This is a genomic window from Taibaiella helva, assembly GCF_003545695.1.
GTDB classification, from domain to species: Bacteria; Bacteroidota; Bacteroidia; order Chitinophagales; family Chitinophagaceae; genus Taibaiella; species Taibaiella helva.
In genome coordinates this window covers 14,903-30,347 of record NZ_QUZZ01000012.1, presented here as the reverse complement: position 1 = coordinate 30,347, position 15,445 = coordinate 14,903, and the positions used below count along the sequence as shown (strand labels likewise).

The window sequence follows — 15,445 nt, the reverse complement described above, 5'->3', positions numbered from 1 at the left end:
CGACAGATGGTAAGCACCATTTCTTGATGTACCATCTCTGTAATGACCGGGCTGCCTCAATGACGAGGCGGCCCGGTTTTATGACGGTCTCAGCCCATCAGCTCTTTCATCAGCCGGCCGAATTGCTCTTTCAGCTCGGCAAGTTCCTGCTCTACTACTGATAAGCGTTGTTCCACTTCGCTTTCTTTTCTTGCAGCTGCGGGCTGTCCCGCTTCGGTTTCATCCCAGTCTGCCGTGCCGCCCATTAAATGACGGTAGCGCATTTCCTTTTGCCCGGTCTGCCGTGGTAGCTGCTCTACGAAGGGCGCTGGTGCGCCGGATAGCTTTTCCAGCACTGCCTGTACTTCTTCAAGAGAGTCGAATTCATACAACCGGCCTGAGTTGCTGTTCAGCTCGCCAGGCGTCTGCGGTCCCCTCAGCAACAGCATGCAGAGCACTGCCAGCTCTTCCGGCAGCAGCTGGTAGTTCAATCCTATATTATGCTTGTATTTGACTACGCGGCTGCCGCCGCCGGTCATGGTGGCGACCAGTCCTCTGCGTTTCAGGCGGTCGAGGGCCAATACTACCGTTTGCTCATCGTATTGTACCACGGGCCTGCGCGATGTCTTCTGGTTGCAAGCCGCAGTAAGGGCATTGATGGTCATGGGATAATACTCCGGTGTGGTCCTTGATTTTTCGATCAGGGAACCGAGCACCCGCAGCTCCTGGTCGTCGAGCTGGGGCAGGGTCTGTAATTGTTCTTCCATGAAGCTAAGATAAACCCTGATCGCAGTGTGACCAAGGAATTTCACCCCGGGTTTCCCGCTTTGTAAAATTTCTAAATATTTGAGCGGCAAAGATTACCGGCTTATGTTACGGAATTGCAGCTTCCATGTTACGAAAATGAAAAATATACAACAACGTAACTGCTGCAAGACGGCGCAATACTTACCTTTAGGCCCAATCCAATAATACCAATAACCACCGGATGAAACGATTAGCCAGGGGCTGCTTCCGCCCTTTACCTGCCTGCTTTTTCGCCTTTTTCATGGGACTCTTCTTCTCTGCCGTGCAGGCCCTGGCCTGGGGTAAAACGGGTCACGAGATCGTAGCCGAGATCGCTATGCGTTCGTTAAGCGATGCAGCCCGTCAGCAGGTAATACAATGTTTGGGAAATGTTTCCCCCGAACAGGCTTCTGTATGGATGGATGAGATGCGCGGCGGTCGTGACTATGATTTTATGAAGCCCTGGCATTATATCAATATTCCTGAAGGACAATCGTACAGCCCCTCCGATGAAGAAAATATTGTCACGATGCTGGCCCAGGCCAGCCGTGAGCTGCGTCACCGGAATACCCTTTGCGCCGACCAGGCGCGCAAAGACCTGATGATCCTCTTTCATCTGGTGGGCGACCTGCACCAGCCGCTGCATACCGGCTATAGCTCCGATAAGGGCGGCAACGACATTAAGCTGGATTTTGAAGGTATGCCCTCCAGCCTGCATTGGATATGGGACGACCAGATCATACAGCAGCAGCATATCACGATCGAAGACTGCCTGAGGCTTCAAGACGGCCTGGATAAACAGCAGGTCAGGACATTGACCCGGCTTGATTTTGTGCAATGGATGACGGAGTCAAGAGCACACCTTACCGAAGTCTACAGCTTTAAAGGTAATACTATAGATGCCGTATACAGTGCTGCGCACAGCGATCTCATACGGAAGCAGCTGCTGTACGCAGGTCTCCGGCTGGGCGCTTTGCTGGAAAGCCTTTTCTCCGGTACGGCTACATCCGGTATAGGCAAGGCTGCAGCAGCGGAGACGCAGCGCGGTATCCGCCCCGAAGACGCCCATCAGTATATCGGTAAAGAGGTGACCGTATGCGGGAAAGTATACGGCGGCAAGTACCTGGCACAATCCAAGGGCACACCCACATTGATCAATATGGGGGCGGCTTACCCGGCCAGCCCCTTTACGCTTGTCATCTTCGGAGAAGACAGGAGCCGGTTTTCCTACAAGCCGGAAGAATATCTTGAGGGTAAGGATATCTGTGTCACCGGGAAGGTAAAGGAATTCAAGGGTAAGGCAGAGATCGTCGTCTCGGAGCCGGAGCAGATAAAGCTGCCCTAGCCATACAAAGCCGGTGCTAGTGGATCACTACATCGTAGATGCCATGCTTGATCGCAAAGACCACCAGGCCTGCAGTGTTCTTGCTGCCGGTCTTCATCAGCAGGTTGTTCCGGTGACCCTCTACCGTACGGGGGCTGATGAACAGCTTCTCTGCGATCTCCGTATTGGTGTATTCCTTGCAGATGAGATTCATAATCTCTTTTTCCCTGACGGTAAGGTCGGCGACATTGCTGTTGAAATGCAGCGGTTGTTTTTTCCTGAAATCGGACGATTGCTGCAGCGCATTCTTGATCAGGTCGGTGAAGAAAAAGCCTGAGGTATAGACCTTGGTGATGGCTTCCTGCAGCTCTTCCATGCTGCAGCTTTTGGAAAGGTAACCGCATACCCCTTCTTCAACCATTTTAAACACATAACGTCCCTGGTCGTAGAGGGTCAGCATAATCACTTTGATGTCGGGGTATTGCAGGTGCAGGGCACGGTTAAGCTCTATGCCGTTCATACCCGGCATTTCCATATCCATCAATACAATGTCGGGGAGGTTGGGCGTATTGGCCAGGTATTGGAGCAATGCGGCTCCGGAAGCGGCATCGGCAACGAGCTTCACCTGCGGGATCTTACTCATCAAGGCGATGATGCCCTGCCGGAACAGTTCCTGGTCATCTACAATGGCTAAACTGATCTGGTTCATAAAGGCACTATTTAGATTGGTTCGGTTTCCGGTCGGTGGTTAAGCTAGGCCGGTTCCAGCTGCATCTGGGGGATAAAGATATTCATTCTGAATCCACCCTTGGTTTCTTTATCAATATCATAGTAGCCGTTTACGGTTTGTAGCCGGCTTTCAATGTTCTTAAATCCCAGTCCGTGAAGCAAAGTGGCGGAAGAAAGTCCCTTCCCGTTATCGGCATAGGAGATCATGAGCTCGCCCGACTCCCGGTGCAGGTCAAATACGATATCCACTTTATTAGCGCCGGCATGCTTTATGGTATTGGTCAGCAGCTCCTGGAATACCCGGTAAATGATTACCGCGGTATCGTACTCCAGCGATTCGGGGATTTTCGTTTTGGATTCATCGATGTTAATGGTGAAGGCGCCCGATTGCTCGATGTGCTCGCTCAGCATAAATAAGGCTTCGCGAAGGCCGAACAGCTCTATCTCGGCAACAGAAAGCTGGTGGCTGATGGTGCGGAGCTTATTGAAAATAGAGCCGATCCTTTTCTTGTATTCTTCCTTGATAGCACCATTGTCCTGGTTGGGCAGGTACATATACTTGTCCAGGTAAAGGCGAAGCGATGCCAGCGCATTGCCTACATCGTCGTGCAGCTCTTTGCCTATCCGCTTGCGTTCCTGCTCCTGGGAGGTGATGATCACCTGGGTGAGCTTTTTCTGGTAATCCAGCTCCTTCTGCTGGATCTGGAACTGCTGCTGTAAGATGTTTTTTTTGTAGCGGAGGTAAAAAAGCAAAAGAGCCAGGGCCAATAAAAATGAACTGCACATTCCCACGATAACGTAAATGTAGATCATTGTTCTTTCCCGTTTTTATAATAGGCTACCGCAATAATAAGGTACATGATGAGTACAAAGGTAGCATGTGTTGTCCAGATCAGCCGGTTGATGGTCTTATTGGCGATAATAAAATCAGACAGGGCAAACAGTGCCAGCGATCCTGAGAAATACAGGAGCAGGGCTACCACTATGGCAAAATTAAAGAAAGGAACAGGAGCAGCCGAAAAACTGAGGCTCTTCATCAGGAAATAGATGCATAATATAAGAACGATCAGGGCTTCGACAGAGCGGGGGATAAGGTTATAAAGATAGATAGAGTTGAGGTGAAGGATATTCAGGATAGCGAGTACAGGAAAGAGGGCCCACAGCCATCGTATCAGCTGTCGTTCCCGCGCCGTGGAAGAGGCGGTATAGAAAAAAGCGGTAATGATCCCGAATTCCAGTACCGTGTACAGGTGCAGGAAGGGTAGGTTGTTAATACTCCTGGCAGCCAGAACAGCTGCCAGGAGATTGAAGAAGCCGGCAAGAAGCAGGTAGATGAAGATCATTCTGCCCGGGCCGTTCCGATAGCCTTTTCTGATTACAGCAATAGTAACCGGCAGCAGGATGGTTCCCGGCACGATGATACTAGTGTATATTCCAGGCATAAGCGCAAATAATTATTTAATCCTACCGTACAGCGGGCTCTGGAAGTCGCAAAGCGCGGGACAGGGCGTGGTGAAATCCATGATGGTGGAAACGGTCTTTCCGACAATGGTGGCCTGCAGGATATCGATACCGGGATCGGGCTCGGGTGGCAGGATGTTCGGGTTCTTTGCTACGGGAACGAGAACAATATGGACTTCGCTGGCGTTAACTACATCGCCCACACGATCTTCGGTAAGGGCGAGATAGGCCCTTACGGAGTCGATATTGGCGTCGCCTTTGGCCATGTCCACCAGTGTCTGCAGATCTTCCAGGGGAATTTTAAAAGCCCTCAAGGCATTGTCGGGATTGGTACCGGTGATGGAGCCGTAGTAGTTTCTCCAGTTAGTGGTCCATGCGACCGCATCGGCCTCGGGAACCGGCGGATGTGTGAATTCGCTCATGAGCATTTATTTTTGAGGTTAAGAATAGAGGCGCAAAGTAACAGCTAATCGGATATAAGCCCGGGGCACTCTCCGGCATATGCTTAAGTTATTCTTCCTGCATGCAAAGATTGGCTTTATTCCGGCGCATGACAACCCGTAAAAACACCTGTTTTTTCAGCGTTTGATTCCGGACGCTGTTATCAGCTACCCTGAAACCCGCGCAGGACCTGCAGCGGCGGCCTGTTACCCAATAGCTCTTTACGGATTGCTTTTCTTAGATAACCAGGTGAAAATACCTGTTTTGGGAATCAGGTACTTCTGCGCACATGGATGATGTAATACGGGACTACTTTTGGATCGTCGTTGTAGTAATTCTATTAGCAGCTGCTGGTACTTATCCTGCACACCGACCAAACGAAAATTTAACCACTTTTTCAACCCCTAAAACGATTTCTTATGGAAGGTACTATGGCAGTAGTAACCACATGGGCGGCCGATTTTGCTCCAAGGAACTGGGCGTACTGTTATGGACAGCTTCTGTCCATTGCACAGAACACGGCTTTGTTCTCCCTGCTGGGCACCACTTATGGTGGCGATGGCCGCACAACATTCATGCTACCCGATCTGCGCGGGCGCGTACCCCTGAGCACAGGCCAGCTGGCCGGCGGCAATTATTATGATCTGGGAGAAGTAGGCGGTACCCAGAACGTTACGCTTACGATCAACAACATCCCGGCGCATAACCACAATGGTAATGTGCAGCTGGCCCTTAATGGTAATGCCACAGCAGGTGGTACGGGTGAGCCCGGTGGTAATTTCCCCGGTATGCTCAACAATGCTTACGGCACTTCGGCCGATCTGGCCATGGCTGCACCCAGTTATTCCGCTGTGATCGGTGTTGCCGGCGGCAGCATTCCGTATAGTTGCCAATCGCCTTACCTGGCCCTGAACTACATTATCTGCATGTACGGTATTTTCCCTTCGCGGTCATAGGCGAAACCAACAACCAATTATTCACCAATCAAATCCAAGGAAAATGTTTATAAATCCATACCTGGCGACGGTTACCATTTTTGCGGGAAACTTTGCGCCTTTGAGCTGGGCATTCTGCAACGGAGCATTGCTGAGCATTGCGCAAAACCAGGCCCTGTTTGCATTGATCGGTACCACATATGGTGGTGATGGCATTACCACCTTCGCCTTGCCCGATCTGCGTGGCCGGTCGGCCATCGGTACAGGCCAGGGCCCCGGCCTGCCCAATTACGTGCTGGGCCAGATGGCGGGCACCGAGAACACGACGCTGATCTCTTCCAATCTTCCCATGCACAACCATGCCCTGGTATCAATCACCGGGAATCCTGGTGCACTGGGCGACGGCGGTAACCAGGCTTCGCCGGTAGGCAATGTACCGGCCGAGTTCACCAACCGCTATACCAAAGGCGGCGGCGATGGCAGCATGGCGCCCATGATCTCCAATTCGGTAACTACCGTAGCTGGTGGCAGCACGCCGGTAAGCAACATTTCGCCTTACCTGGCCATGAATTATATTATCTGCGTGGAAGGCATATTCCCCAGCAGGAGCTAATCTTTAAACCAAAAAAATTATGGAAGGCGTAATCGGATTTACGACATTATTTGCGGGCAACTTCGCTCCCAAAAACTGGGCTTTCTGCGCAGGCCAGATCATTCCCATTGCCCAGAATACTGCACTATTCTCCATTCTCGGTACCGTATACGGCGGTAATGGTCAAACCACTTTCGGCCTGCCTAATCTTTGTGGCCGCAAAGTAGTGGGCGCCGGGAGCGGTCCCGGGCTGTCGCCTTATTCGCTGGGGCAGAGCGCAGGCGCAGAAAATATAACCATGACCCTGAGCCAGATGCCGGCGCATGTGCACTCCCTGCAAGTGACCATGACGCCCCGTTCGTCCGACGATACCGGTACTGTGGCCTCTGCCGACGGCGCCATCTTCGCCGGTAACGGAACCGGCTATGCTTCCGCATCTACCGGGCAGATGAAGCCTTTTACCGGCGCGGTGCAGATGTCCAACATCGGCGGGTCGGTACCTTACAGCATCGTTCCCTCGTTCCTGGGGTTGAACTATGTGATCTGTATGTATGGTGTGTTCCCTGCAAGAGGCTAATCATTCCACCTGTTGCGGTGTAACCGCCGCAACAGGTTCTTTAAAAACCAATGAACCGATTATGGAAAGAAAGATAGGCATATTGTTACCGCGTTCCACCGACTATCCGGCCATGGGCTTTGATCTGCTGGACGGCCTGCGCCTCCGGCTGGGTCTGGATGGCAACGATACGATACAGGTCATCCCCGAAAATATCGGCTTCGGTGAAGACCGTAAAAACAACTATGCAAAGGCTGAGAAGCTGCTGATGCAGGATGGCGTGGATGTCGTGATCGCTTACCTGTCTGCAGTGAATGCCGCTGTGCTGTATCCGCTGTTTGAAGCAGCCGGCAAACCCTTTATCGTGCTCGATGCCGGCATGAATTATCCAGCGGCGGCGCCGGTAAAGAATGCGCTGCATATTTCCCTTCAGGGCATCCATGCGAGTTACCTGTCGGGCAGGAAAGCAGGCGATCATCATAAAGAAATGATCATGGCCACATCGTTCTATGATGGCGGCTATAGCGGTCCCTGGGCTTATTCCAGGGGCTCCAAAGCTTCCGGCGGCGCCGTGGTGAACAACTTTGTCAGCCACTATAAGGAAGATCAGTTTACCATGCAGCCCTTTGTCGAAGCGATGAAAGAAAAACAGGGCGCCGGTGTTATGGCCTGCTTCAGCACCTACCTGGCTTCTCTTTTTGTCAATAACCTGCCGGAAGGACTTTCGGGGGATACAGCATTCTACTGCTCTTCTTTTATGGCCGAAGAGCAGAACATGGCCGGTTACCGTTTGCCCGACGCCCGTTTCTATGCACATGTACCCTGGGCCTCTTCGCTGTCTAATGAGCACAACGAAACGTTTGTCCGGACAATCGCTGCACGGAAAAATAAGCAGGCCAATATTTTTCACCTGATAGGTTGGGAAGCCGGCATCCTGTCCGGTATCCTGCTGCAGGAAGGAGGAAAGGAGCTGGAAGCGCTGGCCACCCTGCTGGATGACGGCGCCTATGAAAGTCCCAGGGGCACGGTGCGTATTCATCCTGAGACGCACGTTGCCTACGCACCATTGTACTATACGGAAATGATGCGCGACGAAGAAGGCAAAGCCCGGCTGCTGGTTCACGATACCATAGAGATCACTGCGGTGGATCATCAGCAGGTATTGCAGGATCAGCCGGAGGGCATCTCTTCCGGGTGGTTCAATAATTATTTGTGCACCTGATGAAACTACTGATCTTATGTAACGACAGGCTGGCATTGCCGGCATTGAGCCAGCTGCTGCAGCAGGGAAAGGTGGCCGGTGTGGGAATGCCTGCCAGGGAAAGCGAAGTGCAGCAGGTGGTCAAAATGATGTGTCTTCAGCACCATACACCGTTGCGCTTATTTACCAAGGCTTCTTTTAAAGAGGAGCTGGACAGCTGGCTTTCGGCAGAGGAGCCCGATGCCGTGCTGGTCAAGACTTTTCCCTGGAAGATTACCGCTGCCGCGCTGAACCGCCCCCGTTTCGGCTTCATTAATTTTCATTATGCGCCGCTTCCCGCTTACCGGGGAGCCAATCCGCTTTTCTGGATGATCCGCGATGGGGCTGCTGCTACCGGTGTGACCGTTCACCGGATGACTGATGAGTATGATGAAGGGCCGGTACTGCTGCAAAGCAGCTTGCCCATTGCGCCCGATGCCACCTTCGGTATGATCGTAGCGGGGCTTGGCTTCCATGGAGCACAGCTGGCCGATACGCTGGTGCGGGCATTGCCGGCAGGCAATATAAAGGAGTCGGCGCAGGACAGCAGCCTGGCGAAATGGTACCGCAGGCCCGGGCCACAGGAGCTATGGATCGACTGGAAACATATGGATGCCCCCGCGGTAAAACGGCTGATCAATGCCTGCAACCCCTGGAACAAAGGCGCACCGGCACGTTTGAACGGATGGACGCTGGGGCTGAGCTACGCAACAGTGCTGCCTTCGGGGAACGGACAGGCAGCTGTACCAGGAACCATCATATGCATCGAAGAAGAAAAAGGTTTACAGATCGCCTGTAAGGATAATACGATCCTGCGGGCGGATGTCATTTATACGGAAGAAGGTTTTTTGCCCGGCTTTGTACTGGCGGGATGGGGCATACGTCCCGGAATGCAATTCTCATGAACCAATTCAGCGTACCAATACCAGATTTAATCACGACCAATTCAACTTTACTATGAAAAAGTACTACTCATTAAGCATCCTGCTGTTCCTGCTTTGCGGCCTGAGGTTTAATGCCTCGGCACAAACAGCGCTGGGCGTAGGCGATCTTGCTATCGTCGGCTATAACTCCGGCGGCGCCAGCGACAGCTTTTCTTTCATTCTGCTGACCAATGTTGCAGCAGGAACCTCGATCAACTTTACCGACCTGGGCTGGTGTTCCGGCGCTGATATTATCGGCTTTCAAAAGCTGAACCCCTGCCCGGCACAGCCCAACGGCAGCGGTGCGGCCACTGATGGCGCCATTACCTGGTCTACCAGTACCGCATTACCCTGCGGTACCCAGGTAGCCGTCAGCTGCCAGACGAACCTGTGGGCATCGGTAGGATCGGTAAGTCCTTTGCAGGCCACCTTTAACGATCCGAACATTTATATGAGCCTGGCTACCGGCGGCGACGAGATATTTGCTTTCCAGGGACCCATTACGAGCCCTACGCTGATCACAGGCATCAATATGAACGGCGGCTGGGATGCCTCCCTGGGCCAATGTGAGTTCAACTCTTCCAAATCGACGCTGCCTTCGACCCTGAACACCTCGAATACCCTGGTTATTCTTCCCGAGGTCAATAATGCGGTATATAATGGTACGGTAGTATCCAATTCACCGGCCAACCTGAGAACGGCTATCTTCAATGATGCGAACTGGAATGTAGACGATAACGTTACTTTTGCCCTGCCCATTCCCTATAGCTTCAGCTGCGCCACCTGTAATGCTCCCGCTGTGAGCGCGCAGCCGGTTAACCGGGCAATTTGTCAAGGCAACAATACTACTTTCGGTATCAACGCAACCGGCACCAATATCAGCTATCAATGGAAGGTGAATACCGGTAGCGGCTTTACCAATATCAGCAATGCTCCACCTTATAACGGTGCAACTGCAGCTACGCTTTCGATAACCGGCGGTACCGGCGCCATGAACGGCTACCAATACCAATGTGTGGTGACGGGCACCTGCGGTACGGCTATTTCCAATACCGTAACGCTCACGGTGAGCAATATGAGTGTCAATGTTACCAAGACAGATGTGTCCTGCAACGGCGGCACCAATGGCACGGCTACGGCCAGCGTTACCGGCGGTGTGCTACCTTATACTTACAGCTGGTCGCCCAGCGGCGGCACTGCCGCCACTGCCACAGGCCTGGTTCAGAACACCTATACCTGTACTGTGACGGACAATGTGGGCTGTATCCAATCGGGTAGCGCTACGGTCGGCCAGCCAGCTGCTTATTCGGTTACAACGAATAAAACGGATGTTAGCTGTAACGGAGGTACCAACGGCACGGCTATTGTAACAGTAAGCGGCGGCACCACACCTTACACTTATCTCTGGTCGCCCAGCGGCGGCACCAGCGCAACGGCTACCGGCCTTACTGCAGGTCCCTATACCTGTACGATCAAAGACGCCCACAATTGCCCGACCTCAGGCTCGGTCACCGTATCGGAGCCTACAGCGCTGGCGGGCACCGCTTCCAAGACGGACGTATCGTGCAATGGCGGCGTCAACGGTACTGCAACAGTGACGATAACCGGCGGCACAACGCCTTATACGTATAGCTGGTCACCCAGCGGCGGTACCAATGCTACGGCAACCGGCCTTGCTGCCGGTACCTACACCTGTAATGTTACCGATGCCAGGAACTGTCCCATCAGCCGTTCGGCTACAGTAGGTGCGCCTGCTGCATTCAGTGTGAGCACTTCCAAAACGGACGTGCTATGCAATGGCGGTAATACCGGTACCGCTACGGTAACTGTGGCCGGCGCTACACCCGCTTATACGTACAGCTGGTTGCCCAGCGGTGGTACGGCAGCAACAGCCAACGGCCTTGCTGCCGGAACCTATACCTGCAACATCACCGATGCCAATGCCTGTTCGACCTCAAGGTCGGTCATAGTATCAGAGCCAACAGCGCTGACCGGGACTATTTCCAAAACGGACGTTTCCTGCAATGGCGGTACCAATGGTAGTGCAACGGTTACTATAAGCGGTGGCACGGGCGCCTATACCTACAGCTGGTCGCCCAGTGGCGGTACCGCCGCCAGCGCCACCGGTCTCGCCGCAGGTACCTATACCTGCACGATCAGGGACGCTAATAATTGCCTGCTCAGCCGTTCGGCTACAGTAGGCGCGCCGGCCGCATTTAGTGTAAGCACTTCCAAAACGGATGTATCCTGCTTCGGTGGCAGCAACGGTACCGCGACAGTGACTGTAAGCGGCGCGACACCGCCTTATACTTATCTCTGGTCGCCCGGCGGCGGCACTAATGCTACAGCCACCGGTCTTGCTGCCGGTATCTACACCTGTACCATCACCGACGCCCATAGCTGCAACACTGCCGGTAGCGCTGCTGTGGGGCAAGCCACACAGATAATTCTCAATACAGCGCCGGGGACTTCGGTTTGCGCCGGAACGCCAAGCGTGCTGCTCGCTATTGCGTCCGGGGGGACACCAGGCTTTACCTACACCTGGCAACCAGGTAACCTGAACGGATCGATTCAGAACGTAAGCCCTGACACAACGACCAGCTATATTGTTACCGCTACCGATGCGATCGGCTGTACCGGTAAGGATACGGTAGAGATTACCGTATCGCCCAATACTGCTCAGACCTATCCTGCCGGGACTTCGGCCCCGGGTACTTCATCCAATACCGGAAGCCAGACCAGCGGCGCCACTACTTCATACTACAACGGCAGCTGCGGCCTGATCGCTTCCCTGTTGCCCACAAATTCCCTGGGCAATGTTACTGCTACAGTAACCGTCATCAACAGCGTGCCGGTATTCGGCGATCGTCCGTATGTGGCCCGCTGGTATGAAGTCGTACCGCAGAACAATGGCCCGGCCCAGGTTACGCTGTATTTCCGCCAGGGCGATTTCGATGCTTACAATACTTACGCGGGCACGCATGGCTATCCCTTGCTGCCACAGGCGCCCAACGACCAGGCAGGTATCGACACCCTTGTCATTACCAAGATCGACGGCGGTACCCTTGGCAGCGGAACGGCCAGTCTTATCAGGCCCGGCAGCGTGGTATGGGATGCTGCGATGAGCTATTGGAAGGTTACCTTCACAACACCTTCCTTCAGCCAGTTCTTTATCCATGCCAACAATGCTAATGGCACGCCCTTGCCGGTTGAGCTGGCTTCCTTTGACGCAGCTAAAGAGCAGGGCCAGGCAGTACTGACCTGGACAACTGCTTCTGAGCGCAACAACAGCCGTTTTGTCGTAGAGCGGAGCGGCGATGGCAAACAATTTGCAGCGATCGGCTATGTGGGTACACTTGCAGAGAACGGCAACAGCAGCTCGCCTATCCGTTACCGCTATGTCGATCAGTCGCCCCTGGCCGGCAGCAATTATTACCGTCTTCTGCAGGAAGACCGTGATGGTAAACAGACTTATTCTGTAGTCCGTTCGCTTGAATTCGATGGTGGTCGTTCTTTCAGCTGTTATCCTAACCCGGCCAGGGATGCGCTGACCATTGAGCACGATGCGGTGAAAGACGCCGTTGTCACCCTGCGGTTGATCGATATGACCGGTCGCCCGGTGCTGCAGCAGGAAATGTTCCTGCACAGCGGAAACAATAAAAATACTTTGCGTCTTTCCGGTCTGCCCCAGGGCATGTACCACCTGACGATACTAGATGATAATGGAATCCTGTTCCAGACCAGGATGATCAGAAATTAAGCTAACCGATCTCTGTAATGAAAAACAGGCCGTCAATAGACAGCCTGTTTTTTTATGTAGACATTCCAGGTGAAAGCCTGGCCAGAAGCGCATTCCCTGAAAAACGGACATCAATGTTATCAACCTATTATCGCAATATTATTTCTCACAAGGTCGCTTCAGAATTAATTTCCGGATAAGGTTTACTTAATGATTTGACAAAGACTGGCATGCCTTCCGAACGGCTTTTATTCTTCAACTTTACACTGTATTTGCGCAAATACGACGACCAACCAGCTACCAACGACTACTTGTTTCTTTGTGTCCATTTCACCAACGATCCTCATTTTCACCAACGATCCTCAAATTTTTTTGAAAAAAGTATAATCCAATCCTATCGGAATTTTTTCAAACAAAAGAAACCAAACTAAAAAAACACAATGAAAAAATTAATTCTCTCTGCAGCTGCTGCAGCGGCCTTGTTCGCTTCAACCGGCTCTTTCGCCCAGACTCCCGGCGTTCTGCTGGTAAACGAATTTTCAAAAGGTACCGGTAACGTAGGGCCTTATATCGAGCTGCTGGTAGGTTCTACTTCAGCTGCTACCAGCGTAGACGTACGTAACTGGATCGTAGACGATAACAGCGGCGTATTCAATGGCGGTCCTGCCCAGGCGGGTAAAGGTATCACTACCGGTCACCTGATGCTGGTAAACGACGCCTTCTGGTCAAATGTACCTGCCGGTACCCTGATCCTGCTGTTTGATAACAGCGCTGCTCCTGCTGCTGCCGGTCTGCCTAACCTGGCTAACATCGCTGCCGCGCAGGCCTCTGCTGACGGAACTTTCTCTGCATCCGGCGCTATCTATGTAGCTGTGGGTAAGAGCCCCTATGTTGCTTACAAGAGCAATCTTCCTACTGCCAGCAGCCCCGCTAACAACGGTTATTGCGGTGGTAACGCTTACCAGGCTCCCGGTCTGTTCAACGTAACTGCCCTGGCCCAGGAACTGACTGGTGACGGTATCCAGACCCGTTGCCCCGGTTGCAAAGACAACCTGCAAGGTGGTGCTTCTTTCTACTCCGGTGCTGCTTTCGGTAGCGCTATGTCTGCTGTAACCGGTAGCGGTATCGGTGGCGCTAAAATCACTACCAGCGCTTCTTATACTACTTTCGCCGGTAAAGTATTTAAGCTGACTGCCGGTACTGCCAGCGGCGCTCCCGCTGTAAATGCTAACTGGACTGCTGACACGGCTACTGTCTCTACTCAGACTCCCGGTGCTCAGAACTCTACTGCTAACGGTACTTTCATTGCCAGCGTAGCTACTGCCGGTACCTCTTTCCGTTACACTGCCTGCACTCAGCCCGATCCTATGACCGAGCCCAAAGGCGCGCTGGTGGTAACTGAGATCAGCAATGGCCCCAGCGGCGAGTGCGAGTACGTAGTACTGGCTGTTGCCCCTTGCTCTTCTTCTGCTCTGGAAGAAAACGTTGACGTTCGCGGATGGATCCTGGACGATAACAACGGTGTATTCAATCCCGCCGGCGCCGGTACAAGCCGCGGTATCACTACCGGTCACTTCCGCCTGGCTTTCAACGCTAAGTGGGCTGCTGTACCTGTAGGTTCCAGCATCGTTCTGTACAATGGCGCTGACAACTGTATCGGTCTGCCTACCGGCACTGCTACAATCGGCGGTCACAATGTTTATTATATCGACGTAAACAGTCCCGGTACCAACGCTGACATCGAGCGTTACAACTCTTTCCCCTCTTCAGCTAACGGCAACTATTGCAACCCCAACGGTCTGAATACACCTTATGCTATTGCTACTGCTTACTCTTCTACCGTAGGTCTGGGTAATAGCGGCGACGGTTTCCAGGTTCGTTGCCCTGGCTGCAACGATATGAACAACGCTGCTCCTGACTTCTATCATGGCATCGCTTACGGTACTAACTCTGGCGCCAATGCTTTCGCCAGCGCTGCTGGTCTGATCGGCGGTCCTGCACTGAACTTCACTGCCGGTAGCAACCACAGGATCCTGTTCAAATTCACTGGTGCTATCTCTTCTTCTTCTGTGCTGGCTAACCCCGCTAACTTTGATACAGCTGCTGCTCTGACTTCTCCTGCGACTGTAGGTGACTATAGCGCCAGCCTGTTCAATTACCTGACCAGCGGCAGCGTAGATTTCCCTTGCTGCGGTGCTGCTCAGGCACGCCCTGCAGTTCAGCAAGAGGCTGCTAAAGCTATCCTGAACGCTACTGACGTTAAAGTTTACCCCAACCCTGTTAAAGCTGTGCTGAACATCGAGTTCCCCGCCGCTCAGGAAGTTGCTGTTAAACTGTTCGACATGAACGGTCGTATCGTAGCCGAGCAGAGCGCTAACGGTAAGAATAAAGTGAGCATCAATGTTGCCGGTTTCACTCCTGGTCTGTACTTCTACCAGGTAATCAGCAACGGTGCTGTACAGTCTGGTAAAGTGACTGTAGGTAAATAAGTTCTCTTGCTGCCTTAATCAAGGTTTTGATATTCGCCCCGGCCATTCCTGGCCGGGGCTTTCGTTTTATAGTTGTCTGCCGGTTAGCTTTCCTGCATGCCATTGAACAAAACCTCTCTTCTTGCTTTCTCACGAGATACGATGGCGAGGCATTAAGCGTTACATAAGTCTCGCAGCGGCACGGCGGCGCCACGAGTGTATGGGATGTTCTTTATGTTTTCACCGGGTCACTAAGCTTGAGTAAAAAACGC

13 protein-coding genes are annotated in these 15,445 nt (G+C 52.8%); 8 read left to right on the top strand and 5 right to left on the bottom strand.

The features are described 5' to 3' along the window. Window positions 1-89: 89 nt before the first annotated feature. Window positions 90-746, bottom strand: a complete 657-nt coding sequence (locus DZC79_RS17040) for a YceH family protein (protein WP_118952821.1) — start codon at window positions 744-746, stop codon at window positions 90-92. A 221-nt stretch (window positions 747-967) separates the two neighbouring features. Between DZC79_RS17040 and DZC79_RS17035 the strand changes: the two genes are divergently transcribed. Next, on the top strand, window positions 968-2,110 hold the full coding sequence (locus tag DZC79_RS17035) for a S1/P1 nuclease (RefSeq protein ID WP_118952820.1): 1,143 nt from the start codon (window positions 968-970) through the stop codon (window positions 2,108-2,110). Window positions 2,111-2,126: 16 nt separating this feature from the next. Here DZC79_RS17035 and DZC79_RS17030 read toward each other — a convergent pair whose 3' ends face one another. The 4 genes from DZC79_RS17030 to DZC79_RS17015 are packed head-to-tail and all read right to left on the bottom strand — an operon-like array spanning window position 2,127 to window position 4,701. Continuing rightward, complete coding sequence (locus DZC79_RS17030; RefSeq protein WP_118952819.1) at window positions 2,127-2,798, bottom strand: response regulator transcription factor; 672 nt, start codon at window positions 2,796-2,798, stop codon at window positions 2,127-2,129. 44 nt (window positions 2,799-2,842) lie between these two features. After that, entirely contained in the window at window positions 2,843-3,631 is a 789-nt protein-coding gene (locus tag DZC79_RS17025; RefSeq protein ID WP_118952818.1) for a sensor histidine kinase, read from the bottom strand. Beyond that, a complete protein-coding gene (locus DZC79_RS17020) occupies window positions 3,628-4,260 on the bottom strand; it encodes a hypothetical protein (RefSeq protein ID WP_118952817.1) in 633 nt (210 codons plus the stop codon). Before DZC79_RS17020 ends, DZC79_RS17025 begins: the two co-directional genes overlap by 4 nt. A gap of 12 nt (window positions 4,261-4,272) precedes the next feature. After that, on the bottom strand, window positions 4,273-4,701 hold the full coding sequence (locus DZC79_RS17015) for a hypothetical protein (RefSeq protein WP_118952816.1): 429 nt from the start codon (window positions 4,699-4,701) through the stop codon (window positions 4,273-4,275). A gap of 438 nt (window positions 4,702-5,139) precedes the next feature. Here DZC79_RS17015 and DZC79_RS17010 point away from each other — a divergent pair, with 438 nt between their 5' ends. The 7 genes from DZC79_RS17010 (at window position 5,140) to DZC79_RS16980 (ending at window position 15,194) form a co-directional block, all read left to right on the top strand. Beyond that, window positions 5,140-5,676, top strand: coding sequence for a phage tail protein (locus DZC79_RS17010; RefSeq protein ID WP_118952815.1), 537 nt, complete (start codon window positions 5,140-5,142; stop codon window positions 5,674-5,676). A gap of 43 nt (window positions 5,677-5,719) precedes the next feature. Then, on the top strand, window positions 5,720-6,268 hold the full coding sequence (locus DZC79_RS17005) for a phage tail protein (RefSeq protein ID WP_118952814.1): 549 nt from the start codon (window positions 5,720-5,722) through the stop codon (window positions 6,266-6,268). A 19-nt stretch (window positions 6,269-6,287) separates the two neighbouring features. Further along, window positions 6,288-6,824 carry a phage tail protein gene (locus tag DZC79_RS17000; RefSeq protein WP_118952813.1) on the top strand — a complete coding sequence of 179 codons (537 nt, stop codon included), beginning with the start codon at window positions 6,288-6,290 and terminating at the stop codon, window positions 6,822-6,824. Between the two features lie 61 nt (window positions 6,825-6,885). After that, a complete protein-coding gene (locus DZC79_RS16995; RefSeq protein WP_157977228.1) occupies window positions 6,886-8,025 on the top strand; it encodes an ABC transporter substrate-binding protein in 1,140 nt (379 codons plus the stop codon). Next, on the top strand, window positions 8,025-8,948 hold the full coding sequence (locus DZC79_RS16990) for a methionyl-tRNA formyltransferase (protein ID WP_118952811.1): 924 nt from the start codon (window positions 8,025-8,027) through the stop codon (window positions 8,946-8,948). Before DZC79_RS16995 ends, DZC79_RS16990 begins: the two co-directional genes overlap by 1 nt. 52 nt (window positions 8,949-9,000) lie before the next feature. Beyond that, entirely contained in the window at window positions 9,001-12,726 is a 3,726-nt protein-coding gene (locus tag DZC79_RS16985; RefSeq protein WP_198666928.1) for a T9SS type A sorting domain-containing protein, read from the top strand. A gap of 419 nt (window positions 12,727-13,145) precedes the next feature. Next, the gene (locus DZC79_RS16980) at window positions 13,146-15,194 is read left to right on the top strand and encodes a T9SS type A sorting domain-containing protein (protein WP_118952809.1); all 2,049 of its coding nucleotides are present in this window, start codon (window positions 13,146-13,148) and stop codon (window positions 15,192-15,194) included. The last annotated feature ends 251 nt before the right edge of the window (window positions 15,195-15,445 follow it).

Excerpts from the sequence above, each read along its gene's own strand:
- DZC79_RS17040 (WP_118952821.1), bottom strand. The coding sequence starts at position 746 with ATGGAAGAACAATTACAGACCCTGCCCCAGCTCGACGACCAGGAGCTG.
- DZC79_RS17035 (WP_118952820.1), top strand. The coding sequence starts at position 968 with ATGAAACGATTAGCCAGGGGCTGCTTCCGCCCTTTACCTGCCTGCTTT.
- DZC79_RS17030 (WP_118952819.1), bottom strand. The coding sequence starts at position 2,798 with ATGAACCAGATCAGTTTAGCCATTGTAGATGACCAGGAACTGTTCCGG.
- DZC79_RS17025 (WP_118952818.1), bottom strand. The coding sequence starts at position 3,631 with ATGATCTACATTTACGTTATCGTGGGAATGTGCAGTTCATTTTTATTG.
- DZC79_RS17020 (WP_118952817.1), bottom strand. The coding sequence starts at position 4,260 with ATGCCTGGAATATACACTAGTATCATCGTGCCGGGAACCATCCTGCTG.
- DZC79_RS17015 (WP_118952816.1), bottom strand. The coding sequence starts at position 4,701 with ATGAGCGAATTCACACATCCGCCGGTTCCCGAGGCCGATGCGGTCGCA.
- DZC79_RS17010 (WP_118952815.1), top strand. The coding sequence starts at position 5,140 with ATGGAAGGTACTATGGCAGTAGTAACCACATGGGCGGCCGATTTTGCT.
- DZC79_RS17005 (WP_118952814.1), top strand. The coding sequence starts at position 5,720 with ATGTTTATAAATCCATACCTGGCGACGGTTACCATTTTTGCGGGAAAC.
- DZC79_RS17000 (WP_118952813.1), top strand. The coding sequence starts at position 6,288 with ATGGAAGGCGTAATCGGATTTACGACATTATTTGCGGGCAACTTCGCT.
- DZC79_RS16995 (WP_157977228.1), top strand. The coding sequence starts at position 6,886 with ATGGAAAGAAAGATAGGCATATTGTTACCGCGTTCCACCGACTATCCG.
- DZC79_RS16990 (WP_118952811.1), top strand. The coding sequence starts at position 8,025 with ATGAAACTACTGATCTTATGTAACGACAGGCTGGCATTGCCGGCATTG.
- DZC79_RS16985 (WP_198666928.1), top strand. The coding sequence starts at position 9,001 with ATGAAAAAGTACTACTCATTAAGCATCCTGCTGTTCCTGCTTTGCGGC.
- DZC79_RS16980 (WP_118952809.1), top strand. The coding sequence starts at position 13,146 with ATGAAAAAATTAATTCTCTCTGCAGCTGCTGCAGCGGCCTTGTTCGCT.